Source organism: Haloferax sp. DFSO60, assembly GCF_046557615.1.
GTDB lineage: Archaea > Halobacteriota > Halobacteria > Halobacteriales > Haloferacaceae > Haloferax.
In genome coordinates, this window is sequence record NZ_JBKIII010000001.1 from 41,540 (window position 1) to 63,862 (window position 22,323).

Sequence of the window (22,323 nt, forward strand, 5' to 3'; positions counted from 1 at the left end):
GTCACCTCAGAGGACGCCCACCTCACGCAAGAGTTGCACGGTTCCTTCCAGGTCGGACAATTGCGTCAGGTCGAGGCCTTCCGGCGGGGTGAGTTCGTCGATACTCGGGAGTTCACCAATCGGGTCCACGCCGGAGACGAGCGGGTATTCGAACGTCGTTCGTGCGAAGTAGTCTTGGGCTTCTGCCGAAAGAAGGTGTCGAACGAAGTTTGCCCCGAGTTCCGCGTTGTCGGCGGTGTCGAGGACGAGCGCGCCCGCGACGTTGAAAATCGACCCGGCGTCGCCCGACGTGAACGCCGTCCCAAGCGGAGCGTTTGGCCGGTCAGCGAGGATGCGCTGGATGTAGTAGTGGTTCGCAAACCCGGCTTGAATCTCGCCGTCGGCGACCGCTTGGGCGACGAGGAACTCGTCGTTGTACTCACTCACACCGAGTTCCTGCATTCCTTCGAGCCACTGCTTGGTGGCTTCCTCGCCTTCGAGAACGCGCATCGCGGTGATGAACGCCTGGAACGAGGAGTACGTGGGAGCCCAGCCGATGTTGTCGCGGAAGGCTTCCGTCTCGGGGAAGGCCATGATGTCGTCCGGGATGTCCGACTCCGAGAGGTTGTCCGTGTTGTACGGGACCGTGCGGGCGCGACCGGACGTACCGGTCCACTGCCCGTCAGGGTCGTGGAACTCCTCGCGCACGAGGTCGAGTACTTCGGTCGGCAGATCTTGGGTTCGACCGGAATCCTTCAGCGCACCGAGAGAGCCCGCGTTAACCGAGAAGAATACGTCTGCGGGGCTGTTTTCGCCCTCGGTCTCGATTTGGTTCACGAGTTCGGTCGCCGAGTTGTATCGTGGAACGACCTCGAAGTTGTCGTAGTACTCTTCGAAGAAGCCGAGCAGTTCGCCGACGAGTGCCTCACCACGACCGGAGTAGAGCGTCAGTTCCCCCTCGAGGTCGGGCATGTCAGCGACAGAAACGCCGCCGGTAATCTCGCGGTCACCGAAGGGTGAGCGACCCGACCCAATCTGTCCAACGCCGTCAGTATCTCCGCCGCCAGATTGGTTCGATGAATCGCCAGTAAACCCGGTACAGCCCGCGAGCGAGCCAAGGCCGAGCGCCGCCGTCACCGCGATGAATCGGCGACGACCGTGGCCGCGTGGCTCTTGGTCGTGTTCGTCCATAGTTAATTTAGGCCCGCCTAAATCATTTATACCTACCGGTTCGTGGAGGCGAGGGAAAAAAAAGCGGGCGCGAGTGAGCCTTAGTCGTCAGCGGGGACCGCGGCACGGGGTGCCGCGAGTGCGTCCAAACACGCCAACCAATCTTGCATATGGTCGCCAACGTAGTTGAAGAACTCGCCGTTTCGATAGTCGGACCAGTCGCCGGTTTCGAGTGCGTCGGCCATCGCTTCGAACACGTCTGCGTAGGAATCTGCGTCCTCCCCGACCGAATCGACGACTTCCCAGAGGTGTTCGTTGAGTTCGAGACCCGGCACTTCGTTGTTCAGGTCGTCGAACGTCGGGCGTGCGGCCTTGTTGTGTTCGCACAGGGGGTAACCAGTGATGATGTCCTTTCTGAGGACGTCCGCGGCGCGCTTGAGGAAGACGCCCGACCAGATGTCGTCGAAGCGGCCGACTTCCCACTCGTTGTCGTCCATGGGCAGTTGGTAGAACGCCGGGATGACCTCGCGCTTGAACGCGAGGTTCATCGAACAGACGGTGAGATACTGGCCGTCTTCGGCGACGAAGTCGCCCTCGAAATCCTCGAAGTCGGTGCGAGTCTGGGCTTGGCCTTCCAAGTCACCGTCCATCAGGATACGCACTGCGTCGAGGTCGGGGACGTTCGTCCACAGACCTTGTGAGGCGACGACTTCTCGAACCTCTCGGGTGTCGGTTTCGACAGTCTCGTGCATCGCCGAGTACGGGTAGCCACGCGGGTACAGGCCGTGTTCGTCGAAGTTCTGGAAGAGGACGTTCACCCACTGTTCGTCGCTGGAGACGGTCTCCACGTCGCCCTCGCGGTGGAGGTTGTTCATGTGACGGCCGAAGAAGTCCCACTCGTCGTGAGGCAGCGTGTCGTCGTCGATGAATACGCCGTAGTCGAACTCAGAGTGTGCCCACATGTAGAGCAGGCCGAAACTCGTCTGTGCGTGGCTCGCGGCGGGCACGAGGTGCGAGAACTCCTCGATATCGTGCGTCTCGTACCACTGCTCTCGGGCGGATTCGTCGAAGACTGCACCTGCAACATCCTCGTCGTCCAGCATTGCCTGCATCCCTTCGGTGTCACAGAAATCTTCGGTGACGAGAAGAACAAACAGGCGGTCGAGGTCGAAGCCGTGTTCGCGGGCGTTGTCGAAATACGCTCGCATACACTCGTATTCGCGGATGGTTGGAACGACAACACAGATGTCGTGGCTCATTACCTGTATGGATTTAGGCTGGCCAAAAATACCTATTGGTTCGCAATAGACGGCTTCGTGAGACGGTATATCGTCTCACAGTCTGTCGATTTTGACCGCCCGAGAGTGCCGCGTTTCGGTCACTCGGACATCCCTGTCAGTTTCTCAAGCAACAGCACGGCGGTCTCTTTCGCCAGCGGGTCGTTCGCGTTCCCACACTGGGGTGACTGCACGCATGCGGGACAACCGTCTTCGCAGGCACAATCGTCGATGAGGCGGGCCGTCCGTTCCATCAACGTCTCCACCGCGTCGTACCCTGCTCGCGTCAACCCGACACCGCCGGGGTAGCCGTCGTAGATGAAGATGGTCGATTGGCCGGTGTGTTCGTGGAACGGCGTCGAAATCCCGCCGATGTCTCCTCGGTCACAGAGTAAGGTGAGCGGAAACAGCGAAATCATCCCGTGTTCGGCGGCGTGGATACCGCCGTTAAACCCGTAGTCGCCGCCCAAGTCACGCATCTCGCCCTCAACGTCACCGGGGACGGTGAAGTACAACGCTTTCGTCCGCAGACTCGTCTCCGGCAAGTCGAGAAGTTGCTGGCCAATCGTCGTCCCGCGCTTGGCGTCGCGGCGCTCGAACCCGGTAATCTGCTTTCGCATCGTCACCTCGGCGAATCGAACTTCGACATCAGACCGGGCCGAGAGCGGTTTCGAAATCAGGTCGCGTTCGACCGTGATGTGCTTGTCGTGGAGGATGCGCGTGTAGTAGTCGGCCCACGACGGCTGTAACCGAGCGACGTCACGGCTGAGGTCTAATTCAGCCACCTCGTAGGTCTGGCCTTGGTGGTGATACACCGCGCCGGGGTGCGCATCTCGAAGTGCATCCTCGAACGCCAGTTTCGCAATCGTCTCGTTGTTTCTGGCATCGAGAAGGCGAATCTCGCGGTCGGTAATCGTGCGCAGACTCATCGAGTGCTGGGGGCTCCCGTCGCCGTCGTGGAGCCATCGCGTCCCTTCGTCGGTCTCTCGCCGCGAGAGCGTCCCTCTCGATTCGAGATTCGAGACGACACTGGGGAATTGCCCACCGAAGTAGCGCTCGTCGTCGGTCGAGAGCCAGTTTTCGGCGGCGGCGCAGGCGACGTGAGATGGCATGAGGTGGTCGTTCTCGGGGTCAGAAACCGCCTGCTCGGGGTCGCCGTCGAAGAAGTCCACTGGGTGGTTCATGAGGTACTGGTCCAACTGGTCTTCGCCCGCGACGAGGACAACGAGTGCAGGGTTTTCGCCGCGACCAGCACGACCCGCTTGCTGCCACGCCGACATGCGCGTTCCCGGATAGCCGTCGATGAGTACCACGTCGAGGCCGCCGACATCGACACCCAATTCGAGGGCGTTCGTACTCCAGACGCCGCGAATCTCGCCCTCTTGCAGTCCGGCCTCGATTTCGCGGCGTCGGTCGTGGGTGAGCGCGGCCTGATACGCCGCGACCTGCCCAGCGAGTGTGTGTTCGCCGCGTTTTCTGAGGTCACTCGCACTCTCTGCGGCGTATCGCTCTGCACCTTGTCGTGACCGAGTGAATGCGAGCGTCTGGTGGCCGCGTGCAACGAGGTCCACGAAGAGGTTCTTCGTCTCCATGTGCCCGGAGCGCCGCCGTCCGGACCCGCCCGCGTCGGGGTTTTCGTACTCTGGCGGGTTCCACAACACCCAGTGCGTCTCGCCGGTGCCGCTCGCGTCTTCATCGACCAGCGCGAACGAGGATTCTTCTTCACCCGTGATTCGCGCGGCGTGTTCGATGGGATTCCCAATCGTCGCCGAACAGCAGACGAATTGTGGGTCTGCACCGAATCGCTCGCAGACGCGCTTGAGTCGCCGAAGCAAGAGTGCGACGTGACTGCCGAAGACGCCACGATAGCTGTGAACTTCGTCGATGACGACCGTTTCGAGCGACGAAAAGAACCACTCCCAGAGTCGATGGGCGTGGGGTAAGAGCGCGTAGTGAACCATGTCGGGGTTCGAAAGAAGGACTGTCGGACGACGCTTTCGAACCTCGCGTTTTTCTGATTTCGAGAGACGACCGGTGTACTGCTCGACCGAGACGCGACTCCCGAACCCGAGGCCGTGAGCGAGGTCCGAGAGCGTGTCGAGTTGGTCGGTGACGAGGGCGTTCTGCGGGCCGAGATAGAGGGTCCGCCCGCCGTGGTCCATCGCTCGCTCGAACGCCGGAACGGAGTAGGCGAGGCTCTTTCCGCTCGCGGTTTGCGTGGCGAGGACGACGTTGTTGCCGTCTCGGACTGCCTCGATAGCCTCGGCTTGATGCCGATAGAGGCTGTCGATGCCACGGTCTGCGAGCGCGCCTGCCAACCGAGGTTCGAGGTCGAAGTCGGCGGTCGATGGGTTCTGTGGTGCGAACGTTCGATGGGCGTGAATCTGCCCCTCGTAGTACGGGCGCGTTCGAAGCCACTCGATGAGGTCGTCCACACACAAACTGCGGCCGTGGTGCTCCTAATGCTGTCGCCGGTGTCGGTGCCGCTCGACTTTTCTATCTCGCGTCCTGACAAAGGGGTATGAACGCGAACGCCGTGCTCATCTACGACGGTGAGTGCCCCTACTGCTCGATTGCGGCGACGGCGTTGAAACGCCTCGACGACGTGGAGGCGATTTCGTGGTACGACGACGCCGCACAGGAGTTCTTGGCGGCGCAGTTTTCGGAAGTTCCGTTTGCGATGGTACTCGCCGACCGTAGCGAAGACCGAGTGTATGCAGGGCGTGCGGCGGCGAAGGAACTCGCCGAGCGAGCGGGCACACCGGGTATCGTTGGCTCGCTCGTCCGCGACAACTACGAAACGATTGCGAAAGTCGTCGGTGTGGCGAGCGGGCGTGGCCGCGACCCGGACGACGTACACAGCACGTATCCGATAGAGGGCGCCGCGCTCGATACCTTCGATGCGTTGCTCGACGGCGCAGCAGAACGACCGGCACAACTCTAATTCGGGTCACAGAAACAGCACTCACTCGAAGTGTGAGTCTCTCGAAAAGCGGGGTGGTTTCCCCCGTTTTACCGAACCGGACCGGGCACCCCGGTTCGGAGGACGATTGCCGGTTTATCAGAGGCACTCCGGCATACTGTCATTGTTTGTCTCAGGTCTTTACTTCATTCCCTGCAAGTCTTGCTCAGGGTCTGAATTCAAATATTTATATTTTTCCATTATTTATATACTTGGTACGGTTTTCTCCTCGATTTTCGCCGGATAGTGACCCTCTTCGACACCCCAATATCTTACAACAGGGCCATCGAAGAACTGACGATGACGACGACGTTTCCCGCAATCCCGTACCTGGAGTGGATTGTCGGGCGTGCGTCCGCCGCGACGTACGACCTCGCAACGAGTGACCTTCGATATGACCGGGCCGACGAACATGTCGTTCCGCCGAGGTTGGCCGCGTTGTCCGACCCAGACGAACCCTCACTGACGAGCCAACTCGCTTCTCGATACGACGTTCACGAATCTCACGTCCTCGTCACTGCGGGTGCGACTCACGCGAACTTCCTCGCCGCCTGCGCGCTTCTCGACCGAGAAACGCCGCCGACCGAGGACGATGAACCGAGTCCCAAACCACAGGTTCTCATCGAGAAACCGGGATATCAACCACTCGCGGCGACGCCCGAAGCACTTGGCGCGCGGGTTGACCGCTTCCTGCGACCCGAAGAGACCGACTACCGACTCGACCCCCAACGGATTGGTAACGCCGCGACCGACGACTTCGCGTATGCCGTCGTGACGAACCGACACAATCCAACCGGCCGACTCGAATCACGAGAGACGCTTTCGGAGACGGCAGGCGTCGTCGCGGATGCAGGTGGTCACCTCCTCGTCGACGAGGTGTACGCACCCTATCTGTCTGACCCGATGAACGGTCCTTTCGGCGGGCCGACTGCCGCTGGACTGCCAAACGCCGTGGTCTCCGGGTCGCTCACCAAACTCTACGGACTCGGCCACCTTCGCATCGGATGGCTCGTCGGCCCCGAATCCGTCATCGAGCGCGCTCGAACCGCCTCGATGCACATGCCATCCGTCGCCGGGCCCAGTTCGCTGCTCGCTCGGCGCGCTCTCCACCACGGCGACGAACTCGAAGCGGTAGCACGTGGCCGCGTGGCCGAAAACACCCGGTTGCTCACCGATTTCATCGAATCTCGTCCGGCTCTCGAGGGGTTCCTCCCCGAAGACTGCCCCTTCGCCTTCCTCCAACACGAATCGATGGACGGGACAGAAATTTCGGACGCAGCGTGGGACGAGAGTATCTTAGTCGTCCCTGGCCGGTTCTTCGATTACCCCGAAAAGTTTCGTCTCTCGCTCGGCGGCGACCCCGATGCGATGGCCGAAGCCCTCGACGTATTCGGGTCAGTACTCGATTCGAGTACCTAACCACTCAGCGTTTCTCCCCGCTCAAATCGTGATGGCTCGAGCCAGTAGCTCGATTGGGTGCGGCGGTTCGTCGCTCGCACCCGGCATCGCTTCGAGTTGTGACCGGCAGGATGCCCCTGGCGCGACGACGGTATCGCCCGGACTCGATTCGACTTGGTCGTAGAGAATGTTGCCAATCGCTTTCGACATCGAGTAGTGTTCGGCCTCGTAGCCGAACGACCCCGACATGCCGCAACACGTCGAATCCAGTGGGTCAACGTCGTAGCCAGCACGACGGAGGACGCCGACGGCGTGATGGTCTTTCTTCGTCGCCTTCTGGTGACAGTGACCGTGGTACGTCAGGTGTTGGTCTTGTGGACTGAACGCGAGGTCTTCGTCCAGTCTGAAGGTGTCGAAGTACTCCATGATTCCGTAGGTATTCGACGCCACCGCGACGACATCTTCGCCCGAGAGCAAGTCGAGATAATCGGATTGGAACATCACTGCGTCGGAGGGCTCGCACACCACCACGTCCCAGCCTTCGTCGACGTACGGCGTGAGGGTTCTGACGTTCTGTTTCGCGTCTTTTCGAGCTTTTTCCAGAAAGCCCTTCGAGTGCGGGGCACGGCCCGACCCAGTGACGCCCGATGGAATCCGAACGTGGACGTTCGCGGCTTCGAGCGCGCCGACTGCGGCTTTGCCCACTTCGGGGTGGTTGTAGTTCGTGTAGGTGTCGGGGAACAACAGCACGTTTCGGTCGGCCTGCCCTTCCGGAATCTGTGCGCCCTCGCGGGTTTCGAACCATTCGACGAAACTCATCGCCTGGAATTTCGGGAGTGACCGCTCTTTGGCGATACCGAGTGTCTTCTGTAAGAGCGTCCGCGAACCCGGAAGCTTCGTCAGGGCGTTCGTCGCGGGCGCGAGTGCCGACCCAAGTTTCGAGATGGTATCGATGTTCGCAAACATCCGGTCGCGCATCGACGCCCCGTTTCGCTTGTGGTACTCGAACATCACCTCGGCTTTCATCTTCGCCATATCGACGCCGCTCGGGCAGTCTTTGGCACACCCCTTACACCCGACACAGAGGTCCATCACCTCGTGGACGAACTCGTCTTCGAACAGTTCGTCTTCCGGCAGGCCACCGCTCATCGCCTGCCGGAGCATGTTCGCCCGCCCGCGAGTCGATTGAATCTCTTCTTCGGCGGCACGGAAGGTCGGACACATGACGCCGCCGACGGTCGATTGCTGGCCGCGACACCCGGCACAGCCGTGACAGAGTTCGACCATCCCTTGGAAGCCGTTCTGGTTGGTCCACCGAAGCGCGGGGTCGAACCCGGCATCGAACTCGTAGTCCGGCGAGAACCGAAGGTTCTCGGTCATATCGAAGTCGCCGCAGATGTTCCCCGGATTGAGTAACCACTGTGGGTCGAATGCGGCTTTCAGGTCACGAAAGACGTTCCAGAGGTGGTCGCCGTACAACTTCCGATTCCACTGGGTTCGGGCACGTCCGTCGCCGTGTTCGCCGGAGACCGACCCACCGTATTTGACCACGAGGTCGGTCACCTCGTCGGCGATGGCTTCGAACGTCTCGACGCCTTCCACAGTCTTCGTGTTCACGAGCGGCCTGATGTGGAGAACGCCTGGCCCGGCGTGGGCGTAGTAGGACGCGAACGTGTCGTAACTGTCGAGGATATCCTGAAAATCGGCGACGAAATCCGGCAGGTTGTGGGCGGGAATCGCCGTGTCTTCGATGTACGCGATGTGCTTGTCGTCGCTCGTTCGAGAGAGGAGAATCGGCAGTCCCGACTTGCGCATCTTCCAGAATTTCGCGCGGGTGTCGGCGTCGTGAGCTTCCATGAAACCGCTGGCGAGGCGCTCGTCGCCGGTCAGCGAATCTGCATCGACCGATGCTTCGAACTCGGTTCCTTCGCTGTTGCGTGCGCGGTCGGCGATGAGGTCTGCGACCTGTTGTTTGCCCTCGTCGTCGCTCTCGGCGTAGAACTCTACGAGGAGAACCGAATCAGTCCCTTCGGGGAGCATTCCAACGACATCGGAAAACTCGGGAGTCTCGCGCGCGAGGTCCAACAACACGTCGTCCATCACTTCGACGGCGGCGGGGTGGTGTTCGAGAATCGGTGCGACATCGCGCATCGCGTCTAACACGTCGTCGTAGGTGAGGAGAGCCACGGATTTCGTGTTCGGAATCGGTGTGAGCGAGACAGTCGCTTCGGTGACGATTCCGAGCGTGCCTTCGCTTCCTGCCAACAACCGTGCGAGGTTGATGTGGCCTTCCTCCCACGACTCGTCGATACCGGTGTCGTCGGGTAACCGGCGCTCCCCACGCATCTCATCGACGAGCATATCGAGGTTGTAACCCGAGACGTTTCGTTTCAAGTCTGGGTATTTGTTCGAAATTTCGTCGGCCTCTTCGTCGAGAATTTGGGCGACTTTCGCGTAGATTCGTTCCTCCAAGTTCCCATCCGCATCGCCACTCTCACGGAGTTCCTCTATCGACATCTCGCCGAACGTCGTCACCGTCCCGTCTGCGAGGACGACTTCGACTTCTTCGATGTAGTAGTCTGTCTTGCCGTACTTGAGCGAGTGCGCGCCGGTGGAGTTGTTTCCGATTGCCCCGCCGAGTGCCGAGCGGTCTGCCCACGCGGGGTCGGGTGCGAACTTGAGGCCGTGAGGGACGAGTTGCTCATTCAACTCACCGAGCCGAACGCCCGCTTGAGCGGTTACGGCCGCCGCTTCGATGTCAAACTCTTGAACGTCGTTCATGTAGCGAACGAAGTCGATGACGACCGCTTCGTTCACCGTCTGTCCAGCGAGACTCGTCCCGCCGCCACGAGGGAGGACTGGAATCTCACGTTCGGAACAGTATTTCATCACCGCGGCAACGTCGGCGGTCGATGTCGGCATGACGACGCCAACTGGAAGTTGTTCGTAGGCGGAGGCGTCGGTCGCATAGAGCGTTCTCGTGTAGGAGTCGAAGCGAACGTCGCCTTCGACGAGTCGTTCGAGGTCTTCGACCAGTGCGGGACGGGCAACGTCGTCGTTGACGTAGTCGTAGTTACCCGCAGTGGCGGGGTCGGAGGAGGAGTCGTGCGGATGGGATGCCATAGGGTCTTGGCTGTTGGTTGTGTGTCAAATACTAAAGCCACCGGGGTCGGGGAGAAATTGAGCTCTCCGAAATTCGCCTCGAATTCGAGAGCCGTCACCACCCGAAGAACGAATACCCGAAGCCCGCTATTGATTGTCATGCCAACACGTACGGTCGCGACGTTCGAAGCGTCGCTCGACCGACTCAACGTCGGGTGGACCCACACGTCACCCGACGAGTTCGAAGCCACGCTCTCTGCGGTGTGCGACGACCCCACAGTGGGCGTTTCGCTACCATTCGACGAGGTGACACTCCCGTCGTGGGTGAACACCGAACCAACGCCCGCAGACCTCCGTGAGGCACGAACCGGCATTACGGCCGCCGGACTCGCTATCGCGGATTACGGGAGTGTCGTCATCCAAGCGACGCCTGACGGAGCTGAACCAGTGAGCCTATTCGGTGACTGCCACGTCGCCATCCTCCGGAAATCCGATATCGTCCCCGACATGCCTGCGGCATTTTCGTGGCTCGCCGAGGAATTCCAACGAACCCCCTCGTCTGCGATTATCGCAACTGGGCCGAGCGCGACAGCAGACATGGGCGAACTCGTCAAGGGCGCGCACGGACCCAAGGAGGTTCACGTGGTGATTCTCGATGAGTAAGACCAGAGAGTCGAAGGCCGCTAAAATTCGACACCTGATGCAGACCGAGGGTTCTTCGGTCGCCAAAAATACACGCGGGTTCAACGCCGGACGCTACGAATCTGTCCAGACGTTAGACGACTACGAGGGACTGAAAGCCGACGCACGAGCCATCAAAGAAGACGCAATCGAGCGTCTTCCAGACCTCATCGACCAACTCCGAGAGACGGTCGAATCGAACGGTGGCACGCTCTACATCGCCGACGACGCCGCAGACGCGAATCGCTACATCAACGACGTCTGTTCGGACAACGAGGCCGAGCGCGTCGTCAAATCGAAGTCGATGACCTCCGAAGAAATCGAGGTCAACGACGCGCTCGAAGCCACAGGAATCGAAGTCGTCGAAACCGACCTCGGCGAGTGGGTGTTGCAGGTCGCCGACGAGTCGCCCTCACACATCGTCGCGCCCGCGATTCACAAGTCGCGAGAGGCGATTGCCGAGTTGTTCAACGAGACGTTCGACCCCGACGAACCACTCGAAACTGCCGAAGAACTCACCATGTTCGCCCGCGAGCGACTGGGCGAACTCATCGAAGGCGCGGACGTGGGCATGACCGGTGCGAACTTCATCACTGCCGACACGGGAACCCTCGCGCTCGTCACCTCCGAAGGCAACGCCCGAAAGACCGCCGTCGTCCCCGACACGCACATCGCCGTCGCGGGGGTCGAGAAGGTCATCCCGAGCGTCGAAGACCTGCGACCCTTTATCGAACTCATCGGGAAATCGGGAACCGGCCAGCACATCACGTCGTACATCTCGCTTTTGACCCCGCCAGTCGTCTCGCCCACCGTCGATTTCGACGACCCAGACACGCCGATTAGTGAGAACGAGACGGACCGCGAGTTCCACCTCGTACTCATCGACAACGGCAGACTGGCGATGCGAGAAGACGACCAACTCCGCGAGACACTCTACTGTATTCGGTGTTCTGCGTGTTCTAACGTCTGTGCCAACTTCCAGCACGTCGGGGGCCACGCCTTCGGCGGTGAGACCTATTCGGGAGGCATCGGAACCGGGTGGGAAGCGGGCATCGAAGGGCTCGATTCGGCCGCCGAGTTCAACGACCTCTGTACCGGGTGTAGTCGGTGTACCACCGCGTGCCCGGTCAACATCGACATTCCGTGGATAAACACGGTCGTCCGCGACCGCGTAAATCGCGAGGAACACACCGAGTTCGATTGGCTCGTGGAGGGTCTCACTCCCGACGAGGAACCCGGTGGCGTGAGCCTGCAAAAGCGCTTCTTCGGAAACTTCGAAACCGCCGCGAAGGTTGGAAGTGCGCTCGCGCCGGTCTCGAACTGGGTCGCCCACTCGTCCATCTCGCGGTCGCTCATGGAGCGCACACTGGGCATCGACGCACGGCGCGACTTGCCTGCGTTCAAACGAGAGACGTTCACTTCGTGGTTCGAGAACCGAAATTCGCGCGTCGAAAACCCAACGCGAACCGCTGTCGTCTACCCTGACCTCTACACGAATCACGTGCAGGTCGAACGCGGAAAAGCGACGGTTCGAGCCCTCGAAGCACTCGGCGTCGAGGTCATGGTCCCCCACCTTCGCTCGTCTGGGCGCGCCCCACTCTCGCAGGGGATGATTGCCACCGCCGAAGACCACGCGCACGACGTGTACGCACGACTCGCAGAACACATCGACGCCGGGCACGATATCGTCGTCATCGAACCCTCGGACCTCGCGATGTTCAAAGACGAGTACGAGAAATTCCTCCCCAAAGCGTCCTTCGAGCGACTTTCGTCGAATTCCTACGAGGTGATGGAGTACGTCTTTGGACTGCTCTCGAACGGCGCGGATGCAGACGCACTCGATGCAGGGACAGGCGAAGAAATCGCTTATCACAGTCACTGCCAACAGCGAACGCTCGGGCTGGAAGGATACACTGAAACCGTCCTCTCGGACCTCGGATTCGACGTGGAAACCTCGAACGTCGAGTGCTGTGGGATGGCCGGGTCGTTCGGTTACAAAGCCGAATACTACGAACTGAGCATGGCCGTCGGCGACGACTTGCGCGCCCAATTCCAAACCGACGAGACGAGGACTCGAACCGTCGTCGCGAGCGGCACGTCGTGTCTCGAACAACTCGACGCGCTGCTTTCGCGCCCAACAAAACACCCGATACAGCTCATTTCACCGCCGAACTGACCGATTCGTGTCTCTTTTGCGACGCGTGTCCGACGCTCGTCTGCCGGGCGTCCGTCTCGCTCTCGATGCCCTACGAACTATTAAGACCCGGCACACCATGTTCCGGATATGAACGGGACGCCCGAAGAGATTACCACGCTCGTCGGCCGTGAGGTCTACTCGAACAACGGCATGTTCGTCGGAGAAGTCGAAGACGTTCGACTCAACCTCGACCACGAAGCGGTCACGGGACTTGCGCTCACGGCACTGAACACGGAACTGTTTGGCAACCAAATCGAAGCCGGAAAGGGTGTACTCATTCCGTATCGGTGGGTCCGCGCAGTCGGCGACGTCATCCTCATCAACGACGTCATCGAGCGCCTGAAGAACCCAGAAGAGAGCGAAGAGTCGGTCGTCGTTTAATTTCCGTTTCCGCTTTCGCCACTTTCGACGCCCATCGCTCTGAAGAGCTTCCGCTTTACCGCCTCTTCGGTGAGTTGTAAGAGCGTATCGCGGTTGTCGTCGTTCGATTCGATACCCGTGAAGATACCGAGTGGAATCTCGACAGAACCCTGTGTGGAGTGGCCACCTGCCTCGCCGATTCCAGTGAACGCGTCGCTCAGAATCTTTCCGATGTTCATCCGGATGTCCTTCGAGCGTGCGGCGAGGTAGATAGTGTCGTCGGCGATGCCGAAGACGGCCGTCGTCGTGATGCCTTCGAGGTTGAGCAGGTGTTGGGCCGCCTGACTGAGCGCGTCGCGGTCGCGGATGAACCCCGCGTTCGAGACGAGATGCGACCCCTGTACGTCTCGGTTCTGGATGGCCTCAGCGAGTACGTCCAGCGTCTCGGGCGACATCGACGGCGACTCGACTTTTTCGAGCGTGTCGTGGTCGGCGAAGGGATACAGATACGCCGCGGCGGTCAGGTCAGCTGGCGTCGTATCGCGCTTGAAGTCCAGCGTCTCGGCGCGAATGCCGTACAGGAGTGCGGTTGCGACTTCCTGCGACGGGCTGAGGTTGAACTCTTGGATGTACTTCGTGACGATGGTCGATGTCGAGGAGACGTTCGGTCGAACGTCGGTGAACTCGGCGTCGATGCCCTCGTCGGGTTCGAAGTGGTCCACGAAGATAGTCACGTCTGCCCCGCCGAGGTCCGGCAGTCCAGACTTCATGTGGTCTACGAGCGCGACAGCACCGTACTCAGTGAGTGGTTTCGCGTCGCTTCGCGGAGTGAGTTCGATGCCGAGGATATTGACGAACGCCCGGTTCTCTTGGTGGCCCATGTCACCCGAGTAGAGGATGTCGGCTTCGACGTCGTATTCGCGGGCAATCGCTTGCAACGCGACCGCCGACGCCAGCGAGTCCGGGTCCGGATTGTCGTGGGTGAGGATTGCCAAGCCGTGTTCGGTCTCGCGGAGGAGGTCACCGAGTTGTCGGGCTTTGTACTCTAATTCGCCGGATTCGACGCTTCGAAGCGCCGAGTCGGCGATGACCTCGGACGGGTTGATGACAACATCTGCACCGAGTTCCGTCAGTTCGTCTTCGGAGACGGGGTCCGAGGCACGGACGACGATAAACTGGTCGTCGCTTCGTTCTCGAATCTTCGAGACGGCGGCCTTGTTGGCTTCGACGTCAGACGAGAGGATGAGAATCACGTCTCTGTTTGCGACGGCATCGACGACTTCCGGGTCGCGGATGTCCGTCGTCTGTGCGTTCAAGTCCTGGTCACGCAGGGCTTCGACCCGACTCTCGTCTTTGTCGAGAATGACGACGTCTTTCCCGCTGTCGGTCAGGTCCTCGGCGACCGCGTGGCCGACACTTCCACAGCCGAGAATCGCGTAAGTAGACATCGACGAAATACTAACCCCTGCACTCATCGTTGATAGTTATCCGCTCGGCCGACACTTAACACACCCGTTTACCGCCACGCGGCGCGTGTGTCGGACACTCCCGCCCCCGTGCAAAAAGGAAAGTCATTTTACCTACCACCAGTTACGAGAAGTTGCAAGGGCCGGTAGCTCAGTTAGGCAGAGCGTCTGACTCTTAATCAGACGGTCGCGTGTTCAAATCGCGTCCGGCCCACTTCCTTCCCGATGGAATCACAGTCACCAGAGAGCGGCTGATGCGTCCAAATCTACGCAGTATAGCCATTAGTACCTTCTGGAACACCCGAAATTCCGGTGTTAGTTCAACACGAGACTAACGCGACTCAACGCTGTCTTGCGATTAGTTGATAGTCGAAGTAGTCTGATGGTATCAGCATATAGACCTGCGACCATTTTGGGTGTGACTGTTTGAAATCGTTCCTCGTCGGCTCAGAGTGGGGTGAACTAACTCAACGTGTCTTTTCTATATGTGTTTTCGATAACAGGTTTTGAGAATCGTGCTGAATAGAGAGTGCTTATCTTTACCTTGAATCACCCAAAATCTTGGAGATAGGTATAAGTGTCTGTGAAAATCTTTTAAAAAAGTGAAATGGCAACCGACCCACTCATAATTGGGGCACTCGGCGGATTCTTGGCTAATTTTGGGGCACAGGTTGCTTGGCGCCTCTTTCAGAAGCCCAGACTGATGTTCACCCACAATGCTCCAACCGAGTTTGTTACTGGCGAGAAATATAAAAAGATAGAATATCGGGTTCAGGTAAAGAATCACGGTAATAGTGCCGCGAAGAATTGTAGAGCATTTCTGTATATGAGTGGTATTACGGATGACACGAAGTACGTCATTAAAACCAATCCTCATTGGGTTGAAACTGGTAGACCATCGACCACTAAAATCAACCCAGGTGATACAGTGTCATTTCCAGTCTACCGTTATTATCTAAGTGATACCTCTTCAAATCAGATACCTGCTTCAATTCGTCCCCGCTACCGATTCCCAACTGAAGACGGTTGGGAAGAAAACATTGAGATGGTACATGAATATCACCTTGATGATGGAGAAGTTCAGAATATGTCCTTCTCTGAGGACATAACCGCAGCAACTTTTGACGAAATTCATTGGTATAAACAACAGATTTCTGTCACTTCCGAGAACGGCAAAAAAATTTCTGGTGATTTTGAGGAAGTTCCAACACAAATCATGTCTGGTCTGGTCTGGGAAAAAATCGAAGTTGAAGGTGATGTAATAATGACTTCACAAAGCCCTATCTGAAGAATTCCAAACCTCAAAAATACTCCTACACAGCCTCTGTAAGATGTTTACGTATCAATTGCACCTCACTGTCCTACATCACACAAGGGTGTGCCCTCAAAGAATTGATGCTCTGTATGTTGCACGCCACTCTTGTCATCTTCTGAGGGATTAAACAAGAGTAAATAAAGAAAATTCGAGATAAAATGATGATTTAGAAACCTCCTGTCGTATCGCTACTCCGGGGGTTCGACCACCGAAAACCATGCTCTATCTTTCCATTTCTTTCTCCGCTATCTCAACGCTGTCACTCGAATTTCGGTATCTATTTGACGTTACACCGTGTCTGTAAGAGTGAAGGCTTTTCGCGGGAACCACACTCTCAGTCGTAACTATTCTGTTCCAATCGTCTGACTCACTTCATCGAGGGAGTACCAAACCGCAGAGAGTCTTCTTAGTCTATTATGACGGCAGAAACAATCACTGTTAGCAACGGCTACGACGAATTGGCGGCTTGTTCTGATTCAGTCAGTACGGGTGATGCACGCGACCGACTCAAGCACACCTTGTTTTCGGCACTCGAATCAGCAGAGAACACACTCGTTGACGCGCCTACTTCACTTGGCAAATCGCACTTGATTGCAACGACACCTTGGCGCGAGTATCCAGAGATAACTGGTGGTGAGCCGGTCATCCACGTCCACCAGACAAGAGATGCACGAGATGAAGCCGTAGAAAGGAGCATAGAGGCGAGTGGTGTTGAGTATAAAGTCATCAAGGGGAGAGAAGAGACGTGCCCTGTCGCGCGTGGGGACTACGATAGCGAATTTTCTGCTCCAGATGGAAGCCTGCCTTCAGAGTGGTTCCGCCAGCGGTGTGATGTTGAATCTATCCTGTTCTCGGATGCTCACAAACATTTCTCGAATAAACGTCAGATGCCATGTTCGACTGGTGGTGAGTGCCCATCGAAAACGCAGTGGCCAAACGGCATCCGGAGAGATGGAGAAGCCCGTTTCGACGTTATCCACATCACTGCCCCGTTGGTGAATGTTCCTGACCTCACCGAGGATGCTAACGTCATCTTTGACGAACAGCCGACCTACAATCTCTCTGGAGCAGAGATAACCCAACTCAACGATGCGCTGAATGGCCTTCTCCATGACCGTTCTGATGGCAATCTCAACAGAAACGACTTGATGTACGCAGTCCGTCGTGGGCGCGATAATATCCTGTCACGGGTTCGCCAGACGCTCGATAAAGAAGTAACCGACAGTCAGTTGTTCGGACACTCAGAAAGCCACAAACTCACACGAAAATTCGGACTGGCACTATCTCAGGTGCAGACCGTGTGTAGTGGACAGCGTCGCGTAGGGAGATATGATAATCTCTCGGTCGTGCTTAACGAGAAAGACGATGTGAGCGTCGTTCAGGAGCGTCCACGTCTGTCTGAGGCCCGATGTGTCGTTGGTCTTGATGCATTCCCCGTAGAGCATCTTTGGAGAGAGCATACTGTACCCGACCTCGATACAGTTCACGTACTGTCACTCGACGAGCGCCAAAAGTGGCGACGGGAAGAACGTGGCCTCGAAGTCGTCCAACTCGGTGCGGCAGACCGTTCCTATTCCAGAGGGTGGAAGTCCAAGGGTGCATCGAAGAAAGCAGACGCTATCATCCGGTGGCTCAGGGAGAAACACGGCGACGACTTTAGAACGTGTATCACAACGAAAGCGTTGAAATCTGAAGTCGAACGCAAAATGGAGAATGCTGGAATCTCTGACACAACAGTTCTCTACTACGGCAATCTCAAGAGCAAGAACGACTTCTCAGGCGAATCTGTTGGTCTTCTACTCGGTTGCATCGACCCCGGTGACGACCCCGTGCTTGACCAACTCGCACTTTGTGGCTTCGATGCTGGCCCTGAAATTGGAGTGAATGATGACGGTGAGACAATTCGACTCCCCGGACGGAACTTCGTGGGTGAAGATGCTGATTCTGCTCAGCAATCGCTTGCATCAGTACGAGAGAACAATCTCGCTCAAGCAGTGGGCCGTTACGCTCGAAAGCCCGATACGGATTCGACAGGTGCAACAGTTTACGTCTGGTCTGCCGCTCTTCCCGACTCACTGACTGACAAGACGCTCGATGAGTCGTACACTTCCGTTACAAAAACTCGAAGCAAAATTGAGCAGTATGTTCAGGAGGCTCAAGGGTCGGTCACGAAGAAAGAAGTCGCAACCGAGTGTGATGTATCTCGGCCTACCGCTTGGAAGACACTGAAGCAGATGGTTACTCAGGGGGTTGCATCTGTCTCGGAGGGAACTGGTGACTACGGTGCTGATGAGTACCGCTATCAGAGAGGGGAACTGAAGACGGCTGTTGAGTTCTCGTGAAAATCGTTAATCCAGCCATATAGAGGGAATAGTATGGCTCAGTTAACGATTGGAGTGTTTCGATTCATCGAGTCGTGGGAACTTCTTTCGGGAAAAACCTGACGTAAATATGGGATTTGAATACATAGAGCGTCGGTTTTCGGCGAGGTAACGAGCCGACCGACATACAAGGATTTCTCAGCATTGAGGCATTTTCTGACTAAATCTGTTCAGTCTAACCGACTCTATGAATTTAACCACGAAGAGTGAACAACTCGGCCCCGCTCAATGAATCAACCATTTTGCCAGAATATATTTGTTGTCTCATTGAAAATATTTAATAATGCCTTCCAGACGACAATTCATATGGGGTCTTGGGACGGCCTTTGTCGGTGGTTTTGCAGGGATTGCGTCTCTTAAGACGACCACAGGGATAGTCAAGCAGAAATCAATTAATGTTGGGTTGCAGAGAGAGTCTGGTAATCCATTCGACTTGACTATTGCCCACGTTACGTATTCACAAGACCAAAAGTTGGTGATGATTGATTATGCAAACATCATTCGAGAAGTAATCGAAGATGGCTCACTATTTGTCTCTAAATCGACACACGAACGTCTCGCCAACCAGTTTGCGTACGTTGATTACTTCGTGAACATCGTCCCAAGCACTGGCCCAACAACAGCCAACGGATTCCTCTCCCGTACAGGTTTCAATTCGCTCGAAATGGGAGGGACTGCGAAAGTCATACCCTACATGAAACCAGTCGAACTCAATCACTCCGTCGGCCACGTCAAACTTATCGAATCGACTCCCCCAAAGGATATTTCCAAAAAGACCAAAATTTACGAGTATAATTTTGAAGACCGCGTTAAGAGGTTTTCAAAGAATTAGATTGTTCGAAATCTGGTTGACCTTCCATACGCTCTGTTTCTCTCTATCTGGTACTGGTGAATTTGGTGGCGAATATCTCTGAACAGGCGCAAACCCTATACTAATTGACATATGTGCCTCTTATGCCTGTGGATTCAAACTGAGTCCATCCGTTAAAATCCAGACTCAAAACAGAAAATTTCGCAGACGGAGTTACCAAAGACGCGCTCACACACGCCGGTCAATGTTCTTACCGCGTATTTGGATGCATCGAGTCGGGTGTCTCTTTCCACGCCTCGATGCGTTAGGTCACACGATTCAGAAGAGAAGAACAACCGTTGAGGGGTAATCTCTCCTTAGATATTGTCGAAGTAGCCCCGTCGCGTTTCCATCTCTTGCTTCTTCGTCCGTTTGTCGTAGTGCTTCTTCAGCACGTCAGCACTCACGTCCATGCGCTCAGACACGGCGTCAATGGGTATGTCCATTCGTCGGGCGTGGGTTATTGCTCCCTTGCGAAGTGAGTGGGAGGCATGGGAGGATGGACACTTCGATGCGGCGTGATAGGAGTTCGCGGCGTCACAAGTCTCGGGGTCGCGGTCGTGTGGACACCCAAGCCCGTATTTGCACGGTCGGGTTGCCCGATAGCACGCACTTCGGATTGCTCCCTTCGAGATTCGACCTTGACGAGTCGTTAGGAGTGGTTCACGTCCGTATTCGTCTTCCTTCGGGATTCGATGATGTTCGACATAGTCTTGTACTATCTCGTTTACCTTCGGTTTGAGCGAAACCACTCGCTCTCCTTCCTTCCCGTTCTTCAACGGCGTATCTTCGTCTGGTCGATGCTGTACTTCGAGAGCGCGGTCGTCAGGGTGGAAGTCGCCTACATCGAGCGAACGGAGTGCGCCGTTCCGCATTCCCGTGTGCCAGAGTAGTTCAAAGATGACGTGGCCTCTGTGGGAGTAGTTGTACTTCCGATTGTACCGGAGGATTGTCTCGGCAGTCTCGGCGTCAACGAAGTCGTCATTCACGTCCTCTTTGTTCTTCATTGTCGGTGGGTCGATGTATTCCGACATTCCCTGTTGGACGGCGTCAATGGACTCGCAGAACTTGATGAACACCTTGAGGGTACTCAGTTGGGTCACCATCGTGACCTTCTTGCAGTCGCCTTTCTCACGACGCCATTTCTTGTACTTGTGGAAGTGCCGACCGCTGACGTAGTTCAGGTTGTCTATGCCTTCCCCGTCGCACCATTCAACGAACGGCGAGAGGCGGTACTTGTGCGCTTGATACGTCGCGTCGGCAATCTCACCGCGCCGGTTTTCGAGATACCATTCTTTCGCTTCCCCCGGCTCGATGGGTTTGAGTTCCTGTTGTTGTCGCATGATTGGGCCTCATGCTCAGCACTCCCGGCGAGCCTCTGTTCCATCGAGCGCCTACGCGAAGCGTATCCGGCGCGAGATGTTGTTCAAATCGCGTCCGGCCCACTTCCTTCCACCCTTTCGAAATTACACCGCAAGTCGAAACGCTCGTTTTTCAGACAGTCATCGGTACTTAAGCATACACAGGGTGACAGTAGGCCATGCCTCAGTCCGACCGGACGGAACTTATCCTGTTCAGTATCACCGCGTTCGTGGCTATCGTGGTCGGACTGGCGATGGGCGTCGATGGTCGCATCGACACGGGCAAAATCGTGTCTTCGTTGACGCCGGATTCTGCGGCGCTGTTCAACGCGACGGTCCTCGGCGCGGCGCTCTTGCTCGTCCTCTTCGTGAGTTTCGTCGTCGGTGCGAAGTTGCTCTTCGGCAGGAGAACCTGACGAATTCGCTGCACTGCTGTCCTGTTTCGAAACGACTTTTCGCAGATTGCCCGCATCACCGGTATGGACCGGCCCCGCCTCAGATTTTGGGCACTCTATTTCACTCGCTTCGCAGGCGGGTTCGGATTTATCACGCTCATCACGCTCCTCCCGAAGTACATCAACGAACTCGACCCACAAGCCGTCGTACTCCCCCAACTCGCCATCGGCGGTCTCGTCCTCGGGGGACTCACGCTCTCGAAAGGGTTCGTCATCGGGATGTACACCACTGGGTTCACACTCGCCCAAACCGTCGCCGTCGTCCCCCTCGCGTGGGCGGGCGACAGATACGACAAGCGTCTCGTCCTCGCCGGGACGGTCGGCCTCGGCGCGCTCGTCTACGCCGCGTTTCCACTCGTCGATTCCAGTCTCTCGTTTATCTTCGCCCGCGCGGCGCAAGGTATCGCCGTCACTGGCGCTGGGCTCATGTCACTCGCGCTGGTCGGCGAACTCGCTCGTGACGGTACGCGCGCGAACCACATCGGTAAAGCCAACGCCGCTCGGTTCGGTGCCTCGATTCTCGGGAGTCTGGCTGCTGGCATTCTCTACGACACGCTGGGTTTCACGCCGATTTTCGTCATCATCGTCGCGCTCCTCTCGGTTGCAACCATCGCTATCTGGGTGCTGCTTCCGCCGGACGAGACGACGATTCACGGCTTTCCCTTCACGAATCTCGCGCTCAACGAACGCATCATGACGATTGCGACGTTTCGCGTGCAGTACGCCGTCGCGGTGACGCTCGTCAGAACGTGGGTGCCGATTTACGCCGGTGTCTCCGCGGCATCGGGTGGACTCGCCTACAGCGGTATCGCCGTCGCCGCAACCGTCATCGCCGAGAAGTTCACGAATATGCTCTTTCAGCCTCACACCGGCCGTATCTCAGACCAGTCCGGTCGCGCGCTGTTCGTCTTCCTCGGCGGCGGTCTCTACGGCCTCATCGCGCTCGCGGTTCCCTTCTCGCCCGCTATCGGTGAGGCACTTGCCCTCCCCGCACGCTTCCCGGTTCTCGGACCGCTTTCACCTGCATTTCTTCCGCTCCTCGCGCTCTCCGGTCTCCTCGGCATCGCCGATAGCTTCCGCGAACCAGCGAGTATGGCGCTCTTCGCGGACGAAGGAACTGGTGGTGCGGGCGTCGCCAGCAGTTTCGGCATCCGTGAACTCCTGTGGCGACCTGGGAGTGTCGTCGCCCCACTTCTCGGCGGCTACCTGATGGCCGACGTGGGCATGGAGTGGGTGTTCTTCATCGGCGGCGGCGCAGCTATCACTGGCGTACTCACCTTCTTGGGCGTACTCGTGTACTCTCACGGGTCGGGTGCCTTGACCGAATGGTAAGTAAACTGTTCTCTATCTGATTACTGCTATTCTCGCA

16 protein-coding genes and 1 tRNA gene are annotated in these 22,323 nt (G+C 57.5%); 11 read left to right on the forward strand and 6 right to left on the reverse strand.

All coding sequences use genetic code 11. From position 1 onward, the window contains the following. Positions 1–6 precede the first annotated feature (6 nt). The 3 genes from ACK509_RS00175 to ACK509_RS00185 form a co-directional block, all read right to left on the reverse strand. On the reverse strand, positions 7–1,170 hold the full coding sequence (locus tag ACK509_RS00175) for an iron ABC transporter substrate-binding protein (RefSeq protein ID WP_410764425.1): 1,164 nt from the start codon (positions 1,168–1,170) through the stop codon (positions 7–9). Positions 1,171–1,250: 80 nt separating this feature from the next. After that, positions 1,251–2,408 carry an alpha-1 4-glucan-protein synthase gene (locus tag ACK509_RS00180; RefSeq protein ID WP_410764426.1) on the reverse strand — a complete coding sequence of 386 codons (1,158 nt, stop codon included), beginning with the start codon at positions 2,406–2,408 and terminating at the stop codon, positions 1,251–1,253. Positions 2,409–2,527: 119 nt separating this feature from the next. Beyond that, complete coding sequence (locus ACK509_RS00185; protein ID WP_410764427.1) at positions 2,528–4,861, reverse strand: DEAD/DEAH box helicase; 2,334 nt, start codon at positions 4,859–4,861, stop codon at positions 2,528–2,530. Positions 4,862–4,947: 86 nt separating this feature from the next. Between ACK509_RS00185 and ACK509_RS00190 the strand changes: the two genes are divergently transcribed. Both ACK509_RS00190 and ACK509_RS00195 read left to right on the forward strand, forming a co-directional pair. After that, the gene (locus ACK509_RS00190; RefSeq protein WP_410764429.1) at positions 4,948–5,370 is read left to right on the forward strand and encodes a DCC1-like thiol-disulfide oxidoreductase family protein; all 423 of its coding nucleotides are present in this window, start codon (positions 4,948–4,950) and stop codon (positions 5,368–5,370) included. 318 nt (positions 5,371–5,688) lie between these two features. Beyond that, positions 5,689–6,807: a pyridoxal phosphate-dependent aminotransferase gene (locus ACK509_RS00195; protein ID WP_410764430.1), complete on the forward strand. Its 1,119-nt coding sequence runs from the start codon at positions 5,689–5,691 to the stop codon at positions 6,805–6,807. Positions 6,808–6,828: 21 nt separating this feature from the next. On the opposite strand, the gene ACK509_RS00200 is transcribed toward ACK509_RS00195, so the two are convergent. Continuing rightward, a complete protein-coding gene (locus tag ACK509_RS00200; protein ID WP_410764431.1) occupies positions 6,829–9,909 on the reverse strand; it encodes an FAD-binding and (Fe-S)-binding domain-containing protein in 3,081 nt (1,026 codons plus the stop codon). A gap of 138 nt (positions 9,910–10,047) precedes the next feature. Here ACK509_RS00200 and ACK509_RS00205 point away from each other — a divergent pair, with 138 nt between their 5' ends. The 3 genes from ACK509_RS00205 to ACK509_RS00215 all read left to right on the forward strand — a co-directional run bounded on the left by ACK509_RS00205 (position 10,048) and on the right by ACK509_RS00215 (position 13,147). Next, positions 10,048–10,551 (forward strand): LutC/YkgG family protein, encoded by a 504-nt coding sequence (locus ACK509_RS00205; RefSeq protein ID WP_410764432.1) that lies wholly within the window; start codon positions 10,048–10,050, stop codon positions 10,549–10,551. Continuing rightward, complete coding sequence (locus ACK509_RS00210; RefSeq protein WP_410764433.1) at positions 10,544–12,745, forward strand: LUD domain-containing protein; 2,202 nt, start codon at positions 10,544–10,546, stop codon at positions 12,743–12,745. Before ACK509_RS00205 ends, ACK509_RS00210 begins: the two co-directional genes overlap by 8 nt. A gap of 108 nt (positions 12,746–12,853) precedes the next feature. Next, on the forward strand, positions 12,854–13,147 hold the full coding sequence (locus tag ACK509_RS00215) for a PRC-barrel domain-containing protein (RefSeq protein ID WP_410764434.1): 294 nt from the start codon (positions 12,854–12,856) through the stop codon (positions 13,145–13,147). Here the strand turns inward: ACK509_RS00215 and ACK509_RS00220 are convergent. Continuing rightward, positions 13,144–14,601, reverse strand: a complete 1,458-nt coding sequence (locus ACK509_RS00220; RefSeq protein WP_410764435.1) for a DHH family phosphoesterase — start codon at positions 14,599–14,601, stop codon at positions 13,144–13,146. The two genes, ACK509_RS00215 and ACK509_RS00220, sit on opposite strands and share 4 nt — an antisense overlap. A 131-nt stretch (positions 14,602–14,732) precedes the next feature. On the opposite strand from ACK509_RS00220, the gene ACK509_RS00225 reads away from it, so the two are divergent. The 4 genes from ACK509_RS00225 to ACK509_RS00240 all read left to right on the forward strand — a co-directional run bounded on the left by ACK509_RS00225 (position 14,733) and on the right by ACK509_RS00240 (position 19,120). After that, positions 14,733–14,806 (forward strand) — tRNA-Lys (locus ACK509_RS00225). Between the two features lie 393 nt (positions 14,807–15,199). Next, positions 15,200–15,880: a CARDB domain-containing protein gene (locus ACK509_RS00230; protein WP_410764436.1), complete on the forward strand. Its 681-nt coding sequence runs from the start codon at positions 15,200–15,202 to the stop codon at positions 15,878–15,880. Positions 15,881–16,323: 443 nt separating this feature from the next. Further along, the gene (locus ACK509_RS00235) at positions 16,324–18,249 is read left to right on the forward strand and encodes a hypothetical protein (protein WP_410764437.1); all 1,926 of its coding nucleotides are present in this window, start codon (positions 16,324–16,326) and stop codon (positions 18,247–18,249) included. A 322-nt stretch (positions 18,250–18,571) separates the two neighbouring features. Continuing rightward, positions 18,572–19,120, forward strand: a complete 549-nt coding sequence (locus ACK509_RS00240; RefSeq protein WP_410764438.1) for a hypothetical protein — start codon at positions 18,572–18,574, stop codon at positions 19,118–19,120. Positions 19,121–19,455: 335 nt separating this feature from the next. Here ACK509_RS00240 and ACK509_RS00245 read toward each other — a convergent pair whose 3' ends face one another. Next, a complete protein-coding gene (locus ACK509_RS00245; protein WP_410764440.1) occupies positions 19,456–20,481 on the reverse strand; it encodes a tyrosine-type recombinase/integrase in 1,026 nt (341 codons plus the stop codon). Between the two features lie 197 nt (positions 20,482–20,678). On the opposite strand from ACK509_RS00245, the gene ACK509_RS00250 reads away from it, so the two are divergent. Together ACK509_RS00250 and ACK509_RS00255 are read left to right on the forward strand one after the other, a co-directional pair. After that, positions 20,679–20,915 (forward strand): hypothetical protein, encoded by a 237-nt coding sequence (locus ACK509_RS00250; protein WP_410764441.1) that lies wholly within the window; start codon positions 20,679–20,681, stop codon positions 20,913–20,915. A 63-nt stretch (positions 20,916–20,978) separates the two neighbouring features. Next, positions 20,979–22,286 (forward strand): MFS transporter, encoded by a 1,308-nt coding sequence (locus ACK509_RS00255; protein ID WP_410764442.1) that lies wholly within the window; start codon positions 20,979–20,981, stop codon positions 22,284–22,286. The last annotated feature ends 37 nt before the right edge of the window (positions 22,287–22,323 follow it).